We start from the raw sequence: 18016 nt of genomic DNA on the forward strand, positions 1-18016 counted from the left end.
GGACGTTGCAGCGTTTTGCGTGACCGCTCGGGGAAGGCAAAATTGCCTCTGGGAAAGCATTGCGCGGGGTCCGGCGCTCATCAACAATCGGGGGGCAGCAAGGGGCTGAAACGGGAAAGCCCCTCCCGAAGAAGGGGCCTTGTATAAGGAAAGGGTTATGATGAAGCTCGTCATCATACTGGTTGTGTTGTTACTGTTAAGTTTCCCGACTTACTAACAACTCATCAGAGGGGGGAGAAATCCTCCCTTACCCTTGTTCCTTTACTCTAGGTTGAAAAAACAACAGCGTCAATAGGCCTGCCATGTACGAAGCGAGATCTGTGAACCGCTTTCCGGTTAGCCTTTTTTATCCTGTTGGATCTTCTTGATGATGTTGGTCGTCGAGCAACCGTCTTCAAAGTTGAGCACCAACACTTCGCCACCGTTGGCCCAGACTTCTTTACTCCCGGCAATCTCTTCTGGTTTATAGTCGCCGCCTTTCACCAGCAGATCTGGCAAGATCCCGGCGATCAAGCGCTGCGGCGTGTCCTCTTCAAACGACACTACCCAGTCGACCGCTTCCAGTGCGCCCAGCACAATCATACGCTGTTCGAGTGGGTTTACCGGGCGGGAATCCCCTTTCAGCCGTTTGGTGGAGGCATCGCTGTTGACGGCAACAATCAAGCGGTCACCCAGCTTGCGGGCATTTGCCAGATAAGAGACGTGCCCGGCGTGCAGGATGTCAAAGACACCGTTGGTCATCACCACTTTTTCACCACGTTTACGCGCTGCCGCTACGGCCAGCTTCAGTTCCTCTTCGGTCATCACGCCAAAGCCTGTATCTGCACGTCCACGTACAGCATTTTCCAGCTCGATCGGCGAAACCGTGGAGGTTCCCAGTTTGCCGACCACCACGCCAGCCGCCGCATTGGCAAAGAAGCAGGCTTCTTCCAGCGAATTACCCGCTGCCAGCGTTGCCGCCAGGACGCCAATCACCGTGTCGCCCGCACCGGTAACGTCATACACTTCCTGCGCTTGGGTTGGCATATGCAGCGGCGCTTTACCCGGTTGCAGCAGCGACATACCCTGTTCGGAACGGGTCACTAACAGAGCCGAGAGTTCGTAATCGGCAATCAGTTTCATGCCGCGCTCAACAATCTCTTCTTCGGTCTTACATTTACCGACAACAGCTTCAAATTCCGAGAGATTCGGCGTTAACAGCGTAGCGCCGCGGTAGCGCTCAAAATCGGTACCTTTTGGATCAATCAGCACCGGAACACCCGCTTTACGCGCCAGTTGGATCATCTGCTGTACGCTTGCCAGCGCACCTTTGGCGTAGTCAGAAAGCACCAGCGCGCCAATCGAACTCAGCGCCTGATTAATCCGCTCGTGCAGCGGCTGCGGATCAACACCTTCGAAACCTTCTTCAAAATCCAGACGGATCAGCTGTTGGTTGCGGGAAAGTACCCGTAATTTGGTAATGGTCGGATGCGTCGGTACAGAAACGAAGTCGCATTTGACGTTGACGTCGGCCAGAGATTTACTCAGCGCGCGCGCTGCATCGTCAATGCCCGTCAACCCGACCAGGCGTGCATTAGCACCGAGAGAAGCGATATTCATCGCCACGTTAGCCGCGCCGCCCGGACGTTCTTCGATGGTATTCACTTTAACCACGGGCACCGGCGCTTCCGGCGAGATACGACTGGTGGGGCCGTACCAGTAACGATCCAGCATCACATCACCAACCACCATCACTCCTGCACGTTCAAACTCTGGCAGCGTTACTTTCATTCCTGTCTCCTGAGAGATTCAAAATTTGCGCGCGATAATACCATACTTCATTCTTCCACCAGCCACTTCTGCCAGCTTGCCCGCACCAGTTCACGCTCTGCGGTGAAGCAATCCTCCGACACATGGCCCGGCAATTCCTGTAATGCCAGATGATGAAGTTCATCGCGAAGCGTAGTGTAAGCACGGGTCAGCGCCATCGCTTCCTGCTCTTCCATAATGTCGTTTTGCGCCAGTAGTTCCAGAATACGCACGTTGTCTGACCAGCGCGTTAACTTCGGTTTTTCATGAGCGTAGCGCAACACCAGATATTGGGTAATAAATTCGATATCGGTAATTCCCCCTTCATCAGCTTTGATATCAAAGCGATCGCGATGTTTATTGCCGAGATGAGCGCGCATTTTCTCGCGCATTTCCCGCACTTCCGTTTGCAGAGTTTTACCTTCACGCGGCAGCGTCATAATCTCGCGACGCACTGCGTCAAAGTGCGCGGTGAGCTGCGGATCGCCGTACACTACACGCGCACGCACCAGCGCCTGATGTTCCCACGTCCAGGCCTCGTTTTTCTGATAATCGGCAAATGCTTCTGCGGATGTCACCAGCATTCCCGCCGCCCCGGACGGACGCAGTCGAGCATCCACTTCATACAAAATGCCGGAAGAGGTACGCGTACTGAACAGATGCATAATGCGTTGCGCCAGACGCAGATAAAACTGCCGCCCGTCGATTTCCCGCTCACCGTCAGTCATCGCATCCATTGGGCAATCATGGAGGAAGATAAGGTCAAGATCGGAACTGTAGCCTAACTCCCAGCCGCCCAGCTTGCCGTAGCCGACCACCGCAAAACCACGCCCTTCGCGTTCGTTCAGGTGATTCGGCTTACCGTAGCGGGCAACCATTTGAACCCACGCCTGCTGAACGACGGCATCTATCATGGCTTCCGCCAGCCAGGTTAAGTGATCGCTCACTTTCATCACCGGTAGCGTACCGGCGATATCCGCTGCGGCGATGCGTAACAGCTGCGCCTGTTTGAACTGACGCAGCGCCTCAAGCTGTTGCTCTTCGTCATCTTCCGGCACGCGCAGCAAATACTGGCGCAACTCATCGCGGTAGGCATCGGTCGCCGTCGGCTGGTAAAGGGTGTTTGGATCGAGCAATTCATCCAGCAATAATGGATAACGCGCCAGCTGGCTGGCAATCATCGGCGACGCGGCACACAGAGAAATCAAATGTTTAAGCGCCGCGGGGAATTCACTGAGCAATTCTAAATAGGTGGTGCGGGTAACAATCCCCACCAGCAAGGCGGTAATGCGCGACAGCGTAACGGCAGCGTCTTCACGCGCACAGACATCACTTAGCAGATGCGGCATCAGATGGTCGAGCACCTGACGTCCTCGCGGCCCGATGGTGCGCTTATCCAGCTCTTTGCGGAAATCGGCAATCAGCGTTAGCACCTGTTTGCGATCATCCTCGCTAAGATGCGCCAGCACTGGCGTAGTGTCATCTTCCTGCAACGCATCCTGCCACAGCTCACGCCACTGTTCCGACAGCGACTCTTCCTGAGTTTCACTTTCATCGTCGCCAATCAATTCATTAAACACCCGGCGCACATTGGTCATATGTGCGGTCAGCGCCCCGGTCAGTTGCGGCCAGTCAGCAAAGTCCATCGCCCACGCCAGCCGCGCACGATTAAGCTCATCAGAAGGAAGCGTCTGGGTTTGTTCGTCGTTAATGCTTTGCAGCAGGTTTTCCAGACGCCGCAGGAACAGATACGCCACTCGCAATTGTTCAGCATCGTTTTCAGAAAGCAGATGCAGCTCGGCAATGGCGCTGAGCGTTGGCAGTAAAGAGCGCGATTGCAGCGACGGTTCGCGTCCGCCGCGAATGAGCTGGAACACCTGAACGATAAATTCAATTTCGCGAATGCCGCCTGCGCCGAGTTTGATATTGTCGGTCAAACCACGTCGACGCACTTCACGGGCAATCATCCCTTTCATGTTGCGCAGCGACTGAATCACGCTGAAATCGATGTAACGACGGAAAACAAACGGGCGCAGCATCGCACGCAACTCGTTAGCATAGACGCCTTCGCTATCGCCCATAATCCGCGCCTTGACCATCGCGTAACGCTCCCAGTCGCGCCCCTGCTCCTGGTAATAATCTTCCAACGCGGCAAAGCTCAGCACCAGCGGGCCACTTTCGCCAAACGGACGCAGCCGCATATCCACGCGATAGACGAAGCCATCCTGCGTTGGTTGATCCAGCACTTTAATCAGCCGCTGCCCCATGCGGGTAAAAAACTGCGCGTTATCCAGTTCCCGGCGTCCACCCTGCGTACAACCATGTTCCGGCCAGGCAAAAATCAGATCGATATCAGAGGAGAAATTCAGCTCCCCACCGCCCAGCTTACCCATGCCTAAAATCAGCAGCGGTTGCGCTTCGCCCTGCGCATTGCACGGCGTTCCCCACTCGCGGCAGCAGGCGTCATACAGCCAGTCACGCGCCGCAACAATCAGCGTCTCCGCCAGATAGCTGAGCTGCTGCAATATGCTCTCTTCAGTAACCAGTGCCAGCGTTTGCGCCCAGGCGATGCGCACCATAATGCGCCGCCGGAATAGCCGCAGCTCGCGCATTAACCCGGCTTCGTCACTCACATTACAGAGCGCCTCCTGCAACCATGCCGCGTAATGCTGCCATTCGTCGGCCTGCGGCGGTTGGCTTTCCAGTTCCGTCAGCCACTCTGGATGCGCAATCACGCTGTCCTGCACAAAATCACTAAAAGTAAGTACTGACTTCGCCTGTGCGCTAAGTGATTCCTCGGCTAAAGGCTCTGGCAGCCGCTCAACAACGGTCTGCCAGTACTGCTGTAACGGTGAAGAGAGCGGCTTCATAAGCGATTTTATCCTTGCCTGATTAACGTTTTCCGCTGTGCAACCAGAACGGTTCCTGATTGTTTGCCTCATTACGGAAATGTTCAATTTCGATGCGTTGCCCGGTCGCAATAGCGTGATGCAGCCCCTGCCAGTTCTCCAGCCAGGCTTGCGCGACGACAGGATCATAGTAACCCGCCAGCAACAGTATTGAGTCAATATCACGCGTCAGGCGTGGCAACTGGTCACGGTAGCGATCGCCTAACGGCTGGCAGAAAACGCTTTTCAGTTCAGCGGCATGGCGGGAAAGATGGATATCGGCAAAGCGTTTGAAGGAGTCGCTGATTTTGCCCTGCGCTTTGGCATCTAAAAATGGCTGCCATGCTTTGCTTACCAACCATTCGGTCAACGCCAGCTTCGCCATTGCCGTTTCGGTAGAGTAGACCGCCGTCACGGCAGACACCGCAGAAGCAATGGTCGCCTCGCATTGAGTCAGCAGATCACGTAAGTGAGTGCTCGCTTTACGCGGCACAATACCACCGAACAGCATCAGCGTATGACGGACCAGGCTAATGGCTGCCAGCACCTGTTCTTTCGCCGCATCGTTGCCGCGTACCCACAGTTCTTCATGATACTGCCATTGCGCTAACGCCAGCTCGAGCGCCGCTTCCAGCCCCTGTTCCACATCGGCTTTTGCCGCAACATGCAAAATGGTGGTCGGTTTGATTTCACGCGCCGGATTGCCCTGCGCCAGATGATAGCCACGCGCCGCTTTGCTCAGGCTGCCCTGGCGTAATCCGGTTTGCGATACCAGTTGGTTCGCCAGTTTCAGCACCGCGCGCGTGTCGCCGCTAAGCAGTTCCAGTTCCAGCTCACAGATAGGTTCAGCAAATTCACCCGCTTTCACTTCCCCCTGGTCGAGGGCGATTTCAATTTGGCTACCATCGACCGCCACCAGCCATTTTTCGCGATAAAAATCGGTGCTGAACAGCGGCTGCACGCGGGAGGCGAGATCGGCGGGCAATTCGCCGTTCGGCCAGACTTCCGTCGGTAACTGCGCCAGGTCGAGCGTCGGTTCGCTCAACGCCACGTTATATTCCGGGCGCTGATGTAAGCCGCCTGTCACTCTTCCTGCAACTTTCATGGTCATCTCATAGCGACCGTTTTCGCCACGAATACGTAAGCCCATATCGTGCCCACGCAGCCAGTTATCCGGCGTTTCGTAGTAAATATTCAGCAACTGCACGGGGTCATGGTGCTCGCCGCCCAGCGTATTGAGATGGTCACGCAACGCCTCAACGGCACTGTGATTAACAATAAACTTTAATTCGATTTCCTGAGCCATGGCCTTTACTTATCGGTTATGTCACATAAGTGACGATGAACGGCGAACTTAATGCGATCTTTTTTGTCAGTAGATAGTATTTTGCGCCAAATTGCCATGCAACGGGCAATTTGACGGGCGTAAAAGTTTGAAGCAGTGGCAAGACCTGACACAGAGGATTCCGATTGATGTCGAATGCTTTGCGTAGCGACACTGATGCCACTACTATCGTTCCACTTTCCATGACAATAACGACAGCCTGATGCCAAAATTACGCCTGATCGGATTAACTTTACTCGCACTTAGCGCGACTGCCGTCTCACACGCTGAAGAAACGCGCTATGTTTCCGACGAACTGAATACCTGGGTCCGCAGCGGTCCGGGAGATCATTATCGCCTCGTGGGCACGGTTAACGCCGGCGAGGAAGTGACCTTATTACAAACTGACGCCAACACCAATTATGCCCAGGTGAAAGACAGCTCTGGCCGTACCGCCTGGATCCCGTTGAAACAACTTAGCACTGAGCCAAGCCTGCGCTCCCGTGTGCCAGATCTGGAAAATCAGGTCAAAACCCTGACCGATAAACTCACCAATATCGATAACACCTGGAATCAGCGCACCGCAGAAATGCAGCAAAAAGTGGCGCAGAGCGACAGCGTGATCAACGGGTTAAAAGAAGAAAATCAGAAACTGAAAAACGAGCTGATTGTCGCGCAGAAAAAGGTCGATGCCGCCAGCGTACAGCTGGATGACAAACAGCGCACCATCATCATGCAATGGTTTATGTATGGCGGTGGCGTGCTGGGGCTTGGCTTGCTGCTCGGTCTGGTACTGCCGCACCTGATCCCAAGCCGCAAACGCAAAGATCGCTGGATGAACTAAATCGCCTTCTTCGTTGCACTGTCTTATTATTAGGAATTGTGTATTTGACGAAGGGATGATGGCGTGAAGATTTATCTGGTCGGTGGTGCTGTTCGGGATGCATTGTTAGGGCTACCGGTCAAAGACAGAGATTGGGTGGTGGTCGGCAGTACGCCACAGGAGATGCTCGACGCGGGCTACCAGCAGGTAGGCCGCGATTTTCCTGTGTTTCTGCATCCGCAAACGCATGAAGAGTATGCGCTGGCACGTACCGAACGGAAATCCGGTTCCGGTTACACCGGTTTTACTTGCTATGCCGCACCGGATGTCACGCTGGAAGATGATCTTAAGCGTCGCGATCTGACCATTAATGCGCTGGCCCAGGACGATAACGGCGAGATTATCGACCCGTACAACGGTCTGGGCGATCTGCAAAATCGTCTGTTGCGCCATGTTTCCCCCGCTTTTGGCGAAGATCCGTTACGCGTATTGCGCGTGGCGCGTTTTGCTGCGCGTTATGCCCACCTCGGTTTTCGTATTGCCGATGAAACTCTGGCGTTGATGCGCGAGATGACCCATGCGGGTGAACTGGAACACCTGACGCCTGAACGGGTATGGAAAGAGACGGAAAGCGCCCTCACCACCCGCAATCCACAGGTGTTCTTCCAGGTACTGCGCGATTGCGGCGCACTGCGCGTTTTATTCCCGGAAATTGACGCACTGTTTGGCGTTCCGGCCCCTGCCAAGTGGCATCCGGAAATCGATACGGGTATTCATACCTTAATGACGCTCTCAATGGCGGCGATGCTGAGTCCGCAGGTCGATGTCCGTTTCGCAACTTTATGCCACGATCTCGGTAAAGGGCTGACGCCGCCAGAACTCTGGCCGCGTCATCATGGTCATGGCCCGGCGGGTGTTAAGTTAGTGGAACAACTATGCCAGCGTCTGCGCGTGCCAAATGAAATTCGCGATTTAGCCAGACTGGTGGCTGAGTTTCACGATCTCATCCACACCTTCCCAATGCTGAACCCAAAAACCATCGTCAAATTATTTGATTCCATCGATGCCTGGCGTAAACCGCAGCGTGTCGAGCAACTGGCGCTGACCAGCGAGGCTGACGTGCGCGGCAGAACCGGTTTTGAATCAGCGGACTACCCGCAAGGCCGCTGGTTGCGCGAAGCCTGGGAAGTGGCGCAGTCAGTGCCGACAAAAGCCGTCGTTGAAGCGGGATTTAAAGGTGTGGAGATTCGCGAGGAGCTGACCCGACGGCGGATTGCGGCGGTAGCCAGCTGGAAGGAACAACGTTGCCCAAAGCCTGAATGAGTATTGGGCATTTTGCCGGATGCGGCGTAAACGCCTTATCCGGCTACATGTCAACGACAGTTGTAGGCCTGATAAGACGCGCAAGCGTCGCATCATGCGTTGATTGCCGGATGCGGCGTGAACGCCTTATTCGGCCTACGCAATCGTTGACAACGCCAAGCATCCGACACTATTCCTCAATTAAAAGAACACGACATACACCGCAGCCGCCACAATAAAGCGATAAATGGCGAACGGGATAAACGAAATGCGCTTAATCAATTGCAGGAAGGTTTTAATCGCTATCAGCGCCACCACAAAAGCGGTGATAAACCCAACGGCAAACATCGGGATATCGCCGCTTGTCAGGAAGCCCCAGCTTTTGTAGAGATCGAGCGCCGTTGCGCCCATCATCATCGGCACCGCCAGCAGGAACGAAAACTCGGAAGCAGCGTAACGGCTCACCCCCATCAGCATCCCACCTGAAATGGTCGCCCCGGAACGGGAGAAACCCGGCCACAGCGCCAGACACTGGAAACAGCCAATCATAAATGCCTGACGATAGGTCATATCATCAAGACCCGGCGCACGCGGCTCTTTCGGCTTCAGGCATTCGGCGGCAATCAGCAACAAACCGCCAACGACCAGCGCATACATCACATTTATCGGGTTAAACAATGACTTAATCGTGTCGTGGAACAACAGCCCCAATACCACCGCCGGAATCATCCCCAGCAAAATGTGGATCAGCGTTAAACGACCTTTGCTTTCACCTTCGTGCTGCAACGGGCGGCCAAAGTGGATGCCAATCAGGCCAAACAGACGCCGCCAGAACATCACTACTACCGCCAGAATTGATCCTAACTGGATCACAACTTCAAAGGTTTTCGCCGTGTCGCCCTCAAACCCCAACAAGTGACCGACAATAATCATATGGCCCGTGCTGGATACCGGCAGAAATTCTGTCAATCCTTCGACCACACCCAATATTGCCGCTATCAGCAGCGAGTGCATATCGCTCATCAATAAACCCCTAAATTATTAAAATGTACCGCTTGTCCGAACTACTGCGTATGACCAGGTTATAACCGTTTGGTTTAACAGCTGTAAAATTAATTATTTTCTTTCAGATTATTGCCACGCTCAATGATTACGCCAACATTCGCCGCCCGCGCCACTGCGCCTGGCTTGCTGAGTTTGATACGCACCCACGGCGAGTTGAAGCGTGCTAACAGCAGCTCCGCCACCTCTTCAGCCACGCGTTCCACCAGCGCAAAACGCGCCCCCTCGACGTGGCTGACCACCGTTTCTGCAATGTCAGCGTAACTGAGGCAATCCGCCACATCATCACTTTTCGCCGCTTTACGGTTATCCCACGCCATTTCGATATCGAACACTAACTTCTGTTCGATGGTCTGTTCCCAGTCGTAAACACCAATAGTGGTGATTACCGAAAGTTGCTCTATAAATACAATATCCATCACGTCCTGCCTGCTTTTTGGCTAACCGGATACCACTTCCGGCGAAATGTGCGTATTATCCACAGATTCATCGTTGAACACGAATTTTCAAAACGGAACAGCTTATGAGTGCAATCGCGCCTGGAATGATCCTCATCGCGTACCTCTGCGGCTCCATTTCCAGTGCCATTCTGGTTTGCCGCTTGTGTGGGCTGCCCGATCCGCGAACCAGCGGCTCCGGCAATCCAGGCGCAACCAATGTGTTACGTATCGGTGGCAAGGGAGCAGCCGTAGCAGTACTGATTTTCGACGTTCTGAAAGGAATGTTGCCCGTCTGGGGCGCGTATGAATTAGGTGTCAGCCCCTTCTGGCTAGGCTTAATTGCCATCGCCGCCTGTCTTGGACACATCTGGCCCGTTTTCTTCGGATTTAAAGGAGGAAAAGGCGTTGCTACCGCTTTTGGTGCCATCGCACCCATTGGCTGGGATCTCACCGGAGTAATGGCGGGAACCTGGTTACTGACCGTGCTATTGAGCGGATACTCGTCGCTGGGAGCGATTGTCAGTGCACTGATTGCTCCGTTTTATGTCTGGTGGTTTAAGCCACAATTCACCTTCCCGGTTTCGATGCTCTCTTGCCTGATCCTGCTGCGTCATCATGACAACATCCAACGTCTGTGGCGTCGTCAGGAGACAAAAATCTGGACGAAATTCAAAAGAAAGCGCGAAAAGGATCCCGAGTGATTTCTGGTGGATCTACATGACCTGATAGCCTTCATCGGGCTTGCCCAGCCGTTGCTGGCACCATGCCGCCAGAAATTCCACGCAGACACGTAATTTCATGCTGCGATAGAGCGGCTCCCGGTAAACAGCCCAGATATTGGCGCTTTGTGCATACTCTGGCAATACTTGCACCAGTTTGCCACTCTCCAGAAACGGCAACACATCCCACTCGGAACGCAGCATAATCCCTTTGCCCTCCAGCGCCCATTGCAGCACAATCTCGCCGCTATTGGAGGAAAGATGCCCGCTTACCTTCACCGATTTTTTCTCCTGACCGTTCCCCAACTCCCATATTCCATGGGTCATATCGCGCTCTTTGGTCACCAGACAGTCATGACGACTTAATTCCTGTAGGGATTGTGGCTGCGGATATTTTTGCAGATACTCAGGTGCTACGCATAATATTCTTTTATTTTTTGTCAAAAGATGCGCAATATAATAATCAGGAATTTCGTCATTAATACGAATATCCAGATCAATATTATCCTGCACTAAATCAATTTGCCGATCGAACAATTCAAAATGCACCTGTAACTCAGGATAATTGCGCATCAGTTCGGTAATAGCTGGCGCAATATGGCTGCGCCCAAAACCAAAACTGCAACCAATACGAATCATCCCCTCCGGGCGCGTTTTGATTTGCGTGACGTCATCGACCAGTCGCTGATATTGGGTGAGGATTTCCAACGCATGTTCGTAACAACGTTGGCCACTTTCAGTCAGCGCCACGCCGCGAGCGGAGCGGTTCAGCAGCGTTGTTGCCAGCGTATTTTCAAGGATTTGGATCCGCTTGGTGACAAATGCAGGCGTCTGCCCAAGCGTCGCCGCTGCGGCGCTAAAACTCCCGCTGTGAACGATTTCTACCAGTACCTGCAAGTCTTTGGCTAAAGGCCAGCTATTCAGCATCGTTAATTATCCGCAGTTGTGATAAGCGCAGTGTATTTCGCAAAACATTGCCATTCCCTGCTCTGGCGCAATATTCATTCTTATTTTCGCGTTGATTCACGAACTGTTAATTACATATTCACGGTGGCAAAAAATATAAAACCACATTTTTAGTGGTAGTTTGTGGCGGTGAATTTTTCCAGACAAATACAAAAACTGGAGTTGCCATGATGAGCGAAAGTAATAAGCAACAGGCAGTGAATAAGTTGACAGAGATTGTCGCTAACTTTACCGCCATGATTTCTACCCGAATGCCTGATGACGTGGTGGATAAACTAAAACAGCTAAAGGATGCCGAAACGTCGTCGATGGGGAAAATTATCTACCATACGATGTTCGACAACATGCAAAAAGCGATTGACCTGAATCGTCCTGCCTGTCAGGACACCGGGGAGATTATGTTCTTCGTTAAAGTCGGTTCCCGCTTCCCACTGCTTGGCGAGCTGCAAAGCATACTCAAACAAGCCGTGGAAGAGGCAACCGTCAAAGCGCCACTACGTCACAATGCGGTAGAAATTTTTGACGAAGTAAACACCGGCAAAAATACCGGTAGCGGCGTACCGTGGGTCACCTGGGACATCATCCCCGACAATGACGATGCGGAAATCGAAGTTTACATGGCAGGCGGCGGCTGCACGCTACCTGGCCGCTCGAAAGTGTTAATGCCGTCAGAAGGCTACGAAGGCGTGGTGAAATTCGTCTTCGAAAATATCTCCACCCTCGCCGTAAACGCCTGTCCACCGGTACTGGTGGGCGTGGGCATCGCCACCTCGGTGGAAACCGCCGCCGTACTCTCGCGTAAAGCCATTTTGCGCCCGATTGGCAGCCGCCATCCCAATCCAAAAGCGGCAGAACTGGAGCTACGCCTGGAAGAAGGACTCAACCGTCTGGGGATTGGTCCACAAGGGCTGACCGGCAACAGTTCAGTGATGGGCGTACATATCGAATCTGCCGCCCGCCATCCGTCAACCATCGGCGTTGCTGTCTCTACCGGCTGCTGGGCGCATCGTCGCGGCACGCTGCTGGTTCATGCCGATCTCACCTTTGAAAATCTGTCTCACACCCGGAGCGCGTTATGAAAAAGATCCTGACAACCCCGATCAAAGCTGAAGATCTGCAAGATATTCGCGTCGGCGATGTGATCTACCTGACCGGTACGCTGGTGACCTGCCGCGACGTTTGTCACCGCCGTTTGATCGAACTGAAACGTCCGATCCCTTACGATCTCAACGGCAAAGCGATTTTCCACGCTGGCCCCATCGTGCGCAAAAACGGCGACAAATGGGAGATGGTCTCCGTCGGCCCGACAACCAGTATGCGTATGGAAAGTTTTGAACGTGAATTTATTGAGCAGACCGGCGTGAAACTGGTGGTTGGCAAAGGTGGTATGGGGCCGCTGACCGAAGAAGGCTGCCAGAAATTCAAGGCGCTACATGTGATTTTCCCGGCAGGCTGCGCGGTGCTGGCGGCAACCCAGGTGGAAGAGATTGAAGAAGTGCACTGGACAGAGCTCGGAATGCCGGAGTCACTGTGGGTCTGCCGGGTCAAAGAGTTCGGCCCGCTGATTGTCTCTATTGATACCCACGGCAACAACCTGATAGCCGAAAACAAAAAGCTGTTCGCCGAACGCCGCGATCCCATCGTGGAAGAGATCTGCGAGCACGTCCATTACATCAAATAACCCTCCCGGAGAGGCTCACCCCTCTCCTTTTTCGCAGGCATAACACGATGAAACCTTCCACTGAATGGTGGCGATATCTTGCGCCGCTGGCGGTCATCGCCATTATTGCTCTACTTCCGGTTCCCGCAGGGCTGGAGAACCATACCTGGCTCTACTTTGCCGTTTTTACTGGCGTGATCGTTGGACTGATCCTCGAACCCGTGCCGGGTGCCGTGGTGGCGATGGTGGGTATATCCATCATCGCCATACTCTCTCCCTGGCTGCTGTTCAGCCCGGAGCAGCTCGCTCAGCCAGGCTTTAAATTCACTGCAAAATCCCTCTCGTGGGCCGTTTCCGGTTTTTCTAATTCGGTTATCTGGCTGATTTTCGCCGCCTTTATGTTTGGCACAGGCTATGAAAAAACCGGGCTTGGACGCCGCATTGCGCTGATTCTGGTGAAAAAGATGGGACATCGCACGCTGTTTCTCGGCTATGCGGTGATGTTCTCCGAGCTGATCCTCGCACCTGTAACACCGTCCAACTCGGCGCGTGGTGCGGGGATTATCTATCCCATCATCCGTAACCTGCCACCGCTCTATCAATCACAACCAAACGACAGCAGTTCGCGCAGCATTGGCTCGTACATCATGTGGATGGGGATTGTTGCCGACTGCGTGACCAGCGCCATTTTCTTGACGGCGATGGCACCAAACTTGCTGTTAATTGGACTGATGAAAAGCGCATCTCACGCCACGCTGAGTTGGGGCGACTGGTTCCTCGGGATGTTGCCGCTCAGCATTTTACTGGTTCTGCTGGTTCCCTGGCTGGCTTACGTGCTGTACCCGCCGGTACTGAAGTCTGGCGATCAGGTGCCGCGCTGGGCAGAGACGGAACTGCAGGCAATGGGCCCGCTCTGTTCGCGTGAAAAACGGATGCTGGGGCTGATGGTAGGCGCGCTGGTGCTGTGGATTTTCGGCGGTGATTATATCGATGCCGCGATGGTCGGTTACAGCGTGGTGGCACTGATGCTGCTTCTGCGCATTATCAGTTGGGACGACATTGTCAGTAATAAAGCGGCGTGGAACGTTTTCTTCTGGCTGGCCTCGCTTATCACCCTCGCCACCGGACTCAACAACACCGGTTTTATTAGCTGGTTTGGCAAACTGTTAGCAGGCAGCTTAAGCGGTTATTCGCCAACGATGGTGATGGTGGCGTTGATTGTGGTGTTTTATCTACTGCGCTACTTTTTCGCCAGCGCCACGGCGTATACCTCCGCTCTCGCACCGATGATGATTGCCGCTGCGCTGGCGATGCCGGAAATCCCGCTGCCGGTGTTCTGCCTGATGGTTGGTGCGGCAATTGGTCTGGGGAGCATTCTTACACCATACGCCACCGGCCCCAGTCCGATTTACTACGGCAGTGGTTATCTGCCAACGGCGGATTACTGGCGACTGGGGGCGATTTTTGGGCTGATATTCCTCGTATTGCTGGTGATTACCGGCTTACTGTGGATGCCCGTGGTGTTGCTTTAAGTGAGGACGGTGCCGGAAATTGCTCTCCGGCACCCAATAGTTTTACGCAGCCGGTAACTCCGCCAGCGGCCAGCGCGGACGCACGCTAACGCCGAGATCCGCCGTCGCGCCTGCTTTAAACCGCACCATTCCGGCATAGGCGATCATCGCGCCGTTATCAGTACAAAATTCCGGACGCGCGTAGAACACTTCGCCGCGGCGTTTTTTCATCATTTCAGCCAGCTTCGCCCGTAACGTACGGTTAGCACTCACGCCGCCCGCCATGACCAGTCGCTTAAAGCCCGTCTGATCCAGCGCCCGCTTGCACTTAATCATCAGCGTATCGACCACCGCATCTTCAAAGGCGCGGGCGATATCAGCACGCGTCTGGTCGTCGGTGCCGTTGTCACGAATGGTATTTGCCGCGAAGGTTTTCAGGCCGGAGAAGCTGAAATCCAGCCCCGGACGGTCGGTCATCGGACGCGGGAAGACAAAGCGCCCGGCAGTACCCTGAGCCGCCATTTTCGACAGTAACGGCCCGCCAGGATAATCCAGCCCCAGCAGCTTCGCGGTTTTATCAAACGCTTCCCCGGCGGCATCATCGATAGACTCGCCGAGCAGCTCGTACTGACCAATGCCAGTCACGCTGATTAACTGCGTATGACCGCCGGAAACAAGCAGCGCAACAAACGGAAATTCCGGCGGGTTATCTTCCAGCATCGGCGCTAACAGATGCCCTTCCATATGGTGTACAGGGATCGCCGGAACGTCCCAGGCAAACGCCAGAGAACGCCCCACGGTCGCGCCAACCAGTAGCGCGCCGACTAATCCAGGGCCTGCGGTATAGGCCACAGCATCAATGTCTTTTGCCGTTAAACCAGACTCCTTTAGCGCCGCCTGGATCAACGGTACGGTTTTACGCACATGATCGCGGGAGGCCAGTTCAGGCACGACGCCGCCGTAGTCAGCGTGCAATTTCACCTGACTATACAATTGGTTGGCTAACAAACCTTTTTCATCGTCGTAAATGGCGATGCCGGTTTCATCGCAGGAAGTTTCAATACCCAGTACACGCATGACTTGTTTTACCTCGCTTTATTACCGCGCAGTGTAGGACCAATGCGGGTTGATGTAAAACTTTGTTCGCCCCTGGAGAAAGCCTCGTGTATACTCCTCACCCTTATAAAAGTCCCTTTCAAAAAAGGCCGCGGTGCTTTACAAAGCAGCAGCAATTGCAGTAAAATTCCGCACCATTTTGAAATAAGCTGGCGTTGATGCCAGCGGCAAACCGAATTAATCAAAGGTGAGAGGCACATGCCGGTAATTAAAGTACGTGAAAACGAGCCGTTCGACGTAGCTCTGCGTCGCTTCAAGCGTTCCTGCGAAAAAGCAGGTGTTCTGGCGGAAGTTCGTCGTCGTGAGTTCTATGAAAAACCGACTACCGAACGTAAGCGCGCTAAAGCTTCTGCAGTGAAACGTCACGCGAAGAAACTGGCTCGCGAAAACGCACGCCGCACTCGTCTGTACTAATTCCCCGAGAGCGTTGCTCTCCGATCAGACCGAGTTGTAGTTGTAAGGCCGTGCTTCCGAAAGGAATGCGCGGCTTATTTTCGTTTATGAATTGCTAAAAATCGGGGCCTATGGCTGGACGAATCCCACGCGTATTCATTAATGATCTGCTGGCACGCACTGACATCGTCGATCTGATCGATGCCCGTGTGAAGCTGAAAAAGCAGGGCAAGAATTTCCACGCGTGTTGTCCATTCCACAACGAGAAAACCCCGTCCTTCACCGTTAACGGTGAGAAACAGTTTTACCACTGCTTTGGATGTGGCGCGCACGGCAACGCGATCGACTTCCTGATGAACTACGACAAGCTCGAGTTCGTCGAAACGGTCGAAGAGCTGGCAGCAATGCACAATCTTGAAGTGCCATTTGAAGCAGGCAGCGGCCCCAGCCAGATCGAGCGCCATCAGAGGCAAACGCTTTATCAGTTGATGGACGGTCTGAATACGTTTTACCAACAATCTTTACAACAACCTGTTGCCACGTCTGCGCGCCAGTATCTGGAAAAACGCGGATTAAGCCACGAGGTTATCGCTCGCTTTGCGATTGGTTTTGCGCCCCCCGGCTGGGACAACGTCCTGAAGCGGTTTGGCGGCAATCCAGAAAATCGCCAGTCATTGATTGATGCGGGGATGTTGGTCACTAACGATCAGGGACGCAGTTACGATCGTTTCCGCGAGCGGGTGATGTTCCCCATTCGCGATAAACGCGGTCGGGTGATTGGTTTTGGCGGGCGCGTGCTGGGCAACGATACCCCCAAATACCTGAACTCGCCGGAAACAGACATTTTCCATAAAGGCCGCCAGCTTTACGGTCTTTATGAAGCGCAGCAGGATAACGCTGAACCCAATCGTCTGCTTGTGGTCGAAGGCTATATGGACGTGGTGGCGCTGGCGCAATACGGCATTAATTACGCCGTTGCGTCGTTAGGTACGTCAACCACCGCCGATCACATACAACTGTTGTTCCGCGCGACCAACAATGTCATTTGCTGTTATGACGGCGACCGTGCAGGCCGCGATGCCGCCTGGCGAGCGCTGGAAACGGCGCTGCCTTACATGACAGACGGCCGTCAGCTACGCTTTATGTTTTTGCCTGATGGCGAAGACCCTGACACGCTAGTACGAAAAGAAGGTAAAGAAGCGTTTGAAGCGCGGATGGAGCAGGCGATGCCACTCTCCGCATTTCTGTTTAACAGTCTGATGCCGCAAGTTGATCTGAGTACCCCTGACGGGCGCGCACGTTTGAGTACGCTGGCACTACCATTGATATCGCAAGTGCCGGGCGAAACGCTGCGAATATATCTTCGTCAGGAATTAGGCAACAAATTAGGCATACTTGATGACAGCCAGCTTGAACGATTAATGCCAAAAGCGGCAGAGAGCGGCGTTTCTCGCCCTGTTCCGCAGCTAAAACGCACGACCATGCGTATACTTATAGGGTTGCTGGTGCAAAATCCAGAATTAGCGACGTTGGTCCCGCCGCTTGAGAATCTGGATGAAAATAAGCTCCCTGGACTTGGCTTATTCAGAGAACTGGTCAACACTTGTCTCTCCCAGCCAGGTCTGACCACCGGGCAACTTTTAGAGCACTATCGTGGTACAAATAATGCTGCCACCCTTGAAAAACTGTCGATGTGGGACGATATAGCAGATAAGAATATTGCTGAGCAAACCTTCACCGACTCACTCAACCATATGTTTGATTCGCTGCTTGAACTGCGCCAGGAAGAGTTAATCGCTCGTGAGCGCACGCATGGTTTAAGCAACGAAGAACGCCTGGAGCTCTGGACATTAAACCAGGAGCTGGCGAAAAAGTGATTTAACGGCTTAAGTGCCGAAGAGCGATCGGGAAGCCCCCGACAGCCGCACTGAGAGGCAGCGGCAAATATATAAGTACGCCCTCGTAATTATCGTTGGCGGTAAACAACCGTTGGATTTCAGCGTTAACGGCTGAAGGACATCGGG

The 18016-nt window shown here is 53.7% G+C and carries 16 protein-coding genes; 9 read left to right on the forward strand and 7 right to left on the reverse strand.

The features are described 5' to 3' along the window. Positions 1-157 precede the first annotated feature (157 nt). Entirely contained in the window at positions 158-217 is a 60-nt protein-coding gene (gene ibsE / locus C4F37_RS11875) for a type I toxin-antitoxin system toxin IbsE (RefSeq protein ID WP_010723221.1), read from the forward strand. Between the two features lie 119 nt (positions 218-336). Here the strand turns inward: ibsE and hldE are convergent, their stop codons facing one another. Genes hldE through ygiF form a run of 3 tightly spaced genes read right to left on the reverse strand, consistent with a single transcriptional unit; the run spans position 337 to position 5982 of the window. Then, positions 337-1770 (reverse strand): bifunctional D-glycero-beta-D-manno-heptose-7-phosphate kinase/D-glycero-beta-D-manno-heptose 1-phosphate adenylyltransferase HldE, encoded by a 1434-nt coding sequence (gene hldE, locus C4F37_RS11880; RefSeq protein WP_000869178.1) that lies wholly within the window; start codon positions 1768-1770, stop codon positions 337-339. 47 nt (positions 1771-1817) lie between these two features. Next, positions 1818-4658, reverse strand: a complete 2841-nt coding sequence (gene glnE / locus C4F37_RS11885) for a bifunctional [glutamate--ammonia ligase]-adenylyl-L-tyrosine phosphorylase/[glutamate--ammonia-ligase] adenylyltransferase (protein ID WP_001301081.1) — start codon at positions 4656-4658, stop codon at positions 1818-1820. A 22-nt stretch (positions 4659-4680) separates the two neighbouring features. Continuing rightward, entirely contained in the window at positions 4681-5982 is a 1302-nt protein-coding gene (ygiF, locus tag C4F37_RS11890; protein ID WP_000046281.1) for an inorganic triphosphatase, read from the reverse strand. A gap of 241 nt (positions 5983-6223) precedes the next feature. Here ygiF and C4F37_RS11900 point away from each other — a divergent pair, with 241 nt between their 5' ends. Together C4F37_RS11900 and cca are read left to right on the forward strand one after the other, a co-directional pair. Beyond that, a complete protein-coding gene (locus C4F37_RS11900) occupies positions 6224-6844 on the forward strand; it encodes a TIGR04211 family SH3 domain-containing protein (protein ID WP_001125331.1) in 621 nt (206 codons plus the stop codon). A 63-nt stretch (positions 6845-6907) separates the two neighbouring features. Beyond that, entirely contained in the window at positions 6908-8146 is a 1239-nt protein-coding gene (cca, locus tag C4F37_RS11905; RefSeq protein ID WP_000708487.1) for a fused tRNA nucleotidyltransferase/2',3'-cyclic phosphodiesterase/2' nucleotidase/phosphatase Cca, read from the forward strand. A 180-nt stretch (positions 8147-8326) separates the two neighbouring features. On the opposite strand, the gene bacA is transcribed toward cca, so the two are convergent. Together bacA and folB are read right to left on the reverse strand one after the other, a co-directional pair. Beyond that, positions 8327-9148 carry an undecaprenyl-diphosphate phosphatase gene (bacA, locus tag C4F37_RS11910; protein ID WP_001281927.1) on the reverse strand — a complete coding sequence of 274 codons (822 nt, stop codon included), beginning with the start codon at positions 9146-9148 and terminating at the stop codon, positions 8327-8329. An 89-nt stretch (positions 9149-9237) separates the two neighbouring features. Continuing rightward, positions 9238-9606: a bifunctional dihydroneopterin aldolase/7,8-dihydroneopterin epimerase gene (gene folB / locus C4F37_RS11915; protein WP_001295541.1), complete on the reverse strand. Its 369-nt coding sequence runs from the start codon at positions 9604-9606 to the stop codon at positions 9238-9240. 104 nt (positions 9607-9710) lie between these two features. On the opposite strand from folB, the gene plsY reads away from it, so the two are divergent. Next, entirely contained in the window at positions 9711-10328 is a 618-nt protein-coding gene (gene plsY / locus C4F37_RS11920) for a glycerol-3-phosphate 1-O-acyltransferase PlsY (protein ID WP_001272796.1), read from the forward strand. Positions 10329-10340: 12 nt separating this feature from the next. Here plsY and ttdR read toward each other — a convergent pair whose 3' ends face one another. Then, complete coding sequence (gene ttdR / locus C4F37_RS11925) at positions 10341-11273, reverse strand: L-tartrate utilization transcriptional activator TtdR (protein WP_001774049.1); 933 nt, start codon at positions 11271-11273, stop codon at positions 10341-10343. Positions 11274-11479: 206 nt separating this feature from the next. Between ttdR and ttdA the strand changes: the two genes are divergently transcribed. The 3 genes from ttdA to ttdT are packed head-to-tail and all read left to right on the forward strand — an operon-like array spanning position 11480 to position 14504. Then, positions 11480-12391: a L(+)-tartrate dehydratase subunit alpha gene (ttdA, locus tag C4F37_RS11935; RefSeq protein ID WP_000986797.1), complete on the forward strand. Its 912-nt coding sequence runs from the start codon at positions 11480-11482 to the stop codon at positions 12389-12391. Continuing rightward, positions 12388-12993, forward strand: coding sequence for a L(+)-tartrate dehydratase subunit beta (gene ttdB / locus C4F37_RS11940; protein WP_000722957.1), 606 nt, complete (start codon positions 12388-12390; stop codon positions 12991-12993). The genes ttdA and ttdB overlap by 4 nt, the downstream gene beginning before the upstream one ends. Before the next feature lie 47 nt (positions 12994-13040). After that, complete coding sequence (gene ttdT / locus C4F37_RS11945) at positions 13041-14504, forward strand: L-tartrate/succinate antiporter (protein ID WP_000804973.1); 1464 nt, start codon at positions 13041-13043, stop codon at positions 14502-14504. 42 nt (positions 14505-14546) lie between these two features. Here ttdT and tsaD read toward each other — a convergent pair whose 3' ends face one another. Continuing rightward, positions 14547-15560, reverse strand: a complete 1014-nt coding sequence (gene tsaD, locus C4F37_RS11950; protein WP_001264352.1) for a tRNA (adenosine(37)-N6)-threonylcarbamoyltransferase complex transferase subunit TsaD — start codon at positions 15558-15560, stop codon at positions 14547-14549. A 237-nt stretch (positions 15561-15797) separates the two neighbouring features. Here tsaD and rpsU point away from each other — a divergent pair, with 237 nt between their 5' ends. Both rpsU and dnaG read left to right on the forward strand, forming a co-directional pair. Then, positions 15798-16013, forward strand: a complete 216-nt coding sequence (gene rpsU / locus C4F37_RS11960; protein WP_001144069.1) for a 30S ribosomal protein S21 — start codon at positions 15798-15800, stop codon at positions 16011-16013. Positions 16014-16123: 110 nt separating this feature from the next. Continuing rightward, positions 16124-17869: a DNA primase gene (dnaG, locus tag C4F37_RS11965; RefSeq protein ID WP_000918827.1), complete on the forward strand. Its 1746-nt coding sequence runs from the start codon at positions 16124-16126 to the stop codon at positions 17867-17869. The last annotated feature ends 147 nt before the right edge of the window (positions 17870-18016 follow it).

The sequence above is a fragment of the Escherichia sp. R1 genome (assembly GCF_003000935.1).
Classification (GTDB): domain Bacteria; phylum Pseudomonadota; class Gammaproteobacteria; order Enterobacterales; family Enterobacteriaceae; genus Escherichia; species Escherichia coli.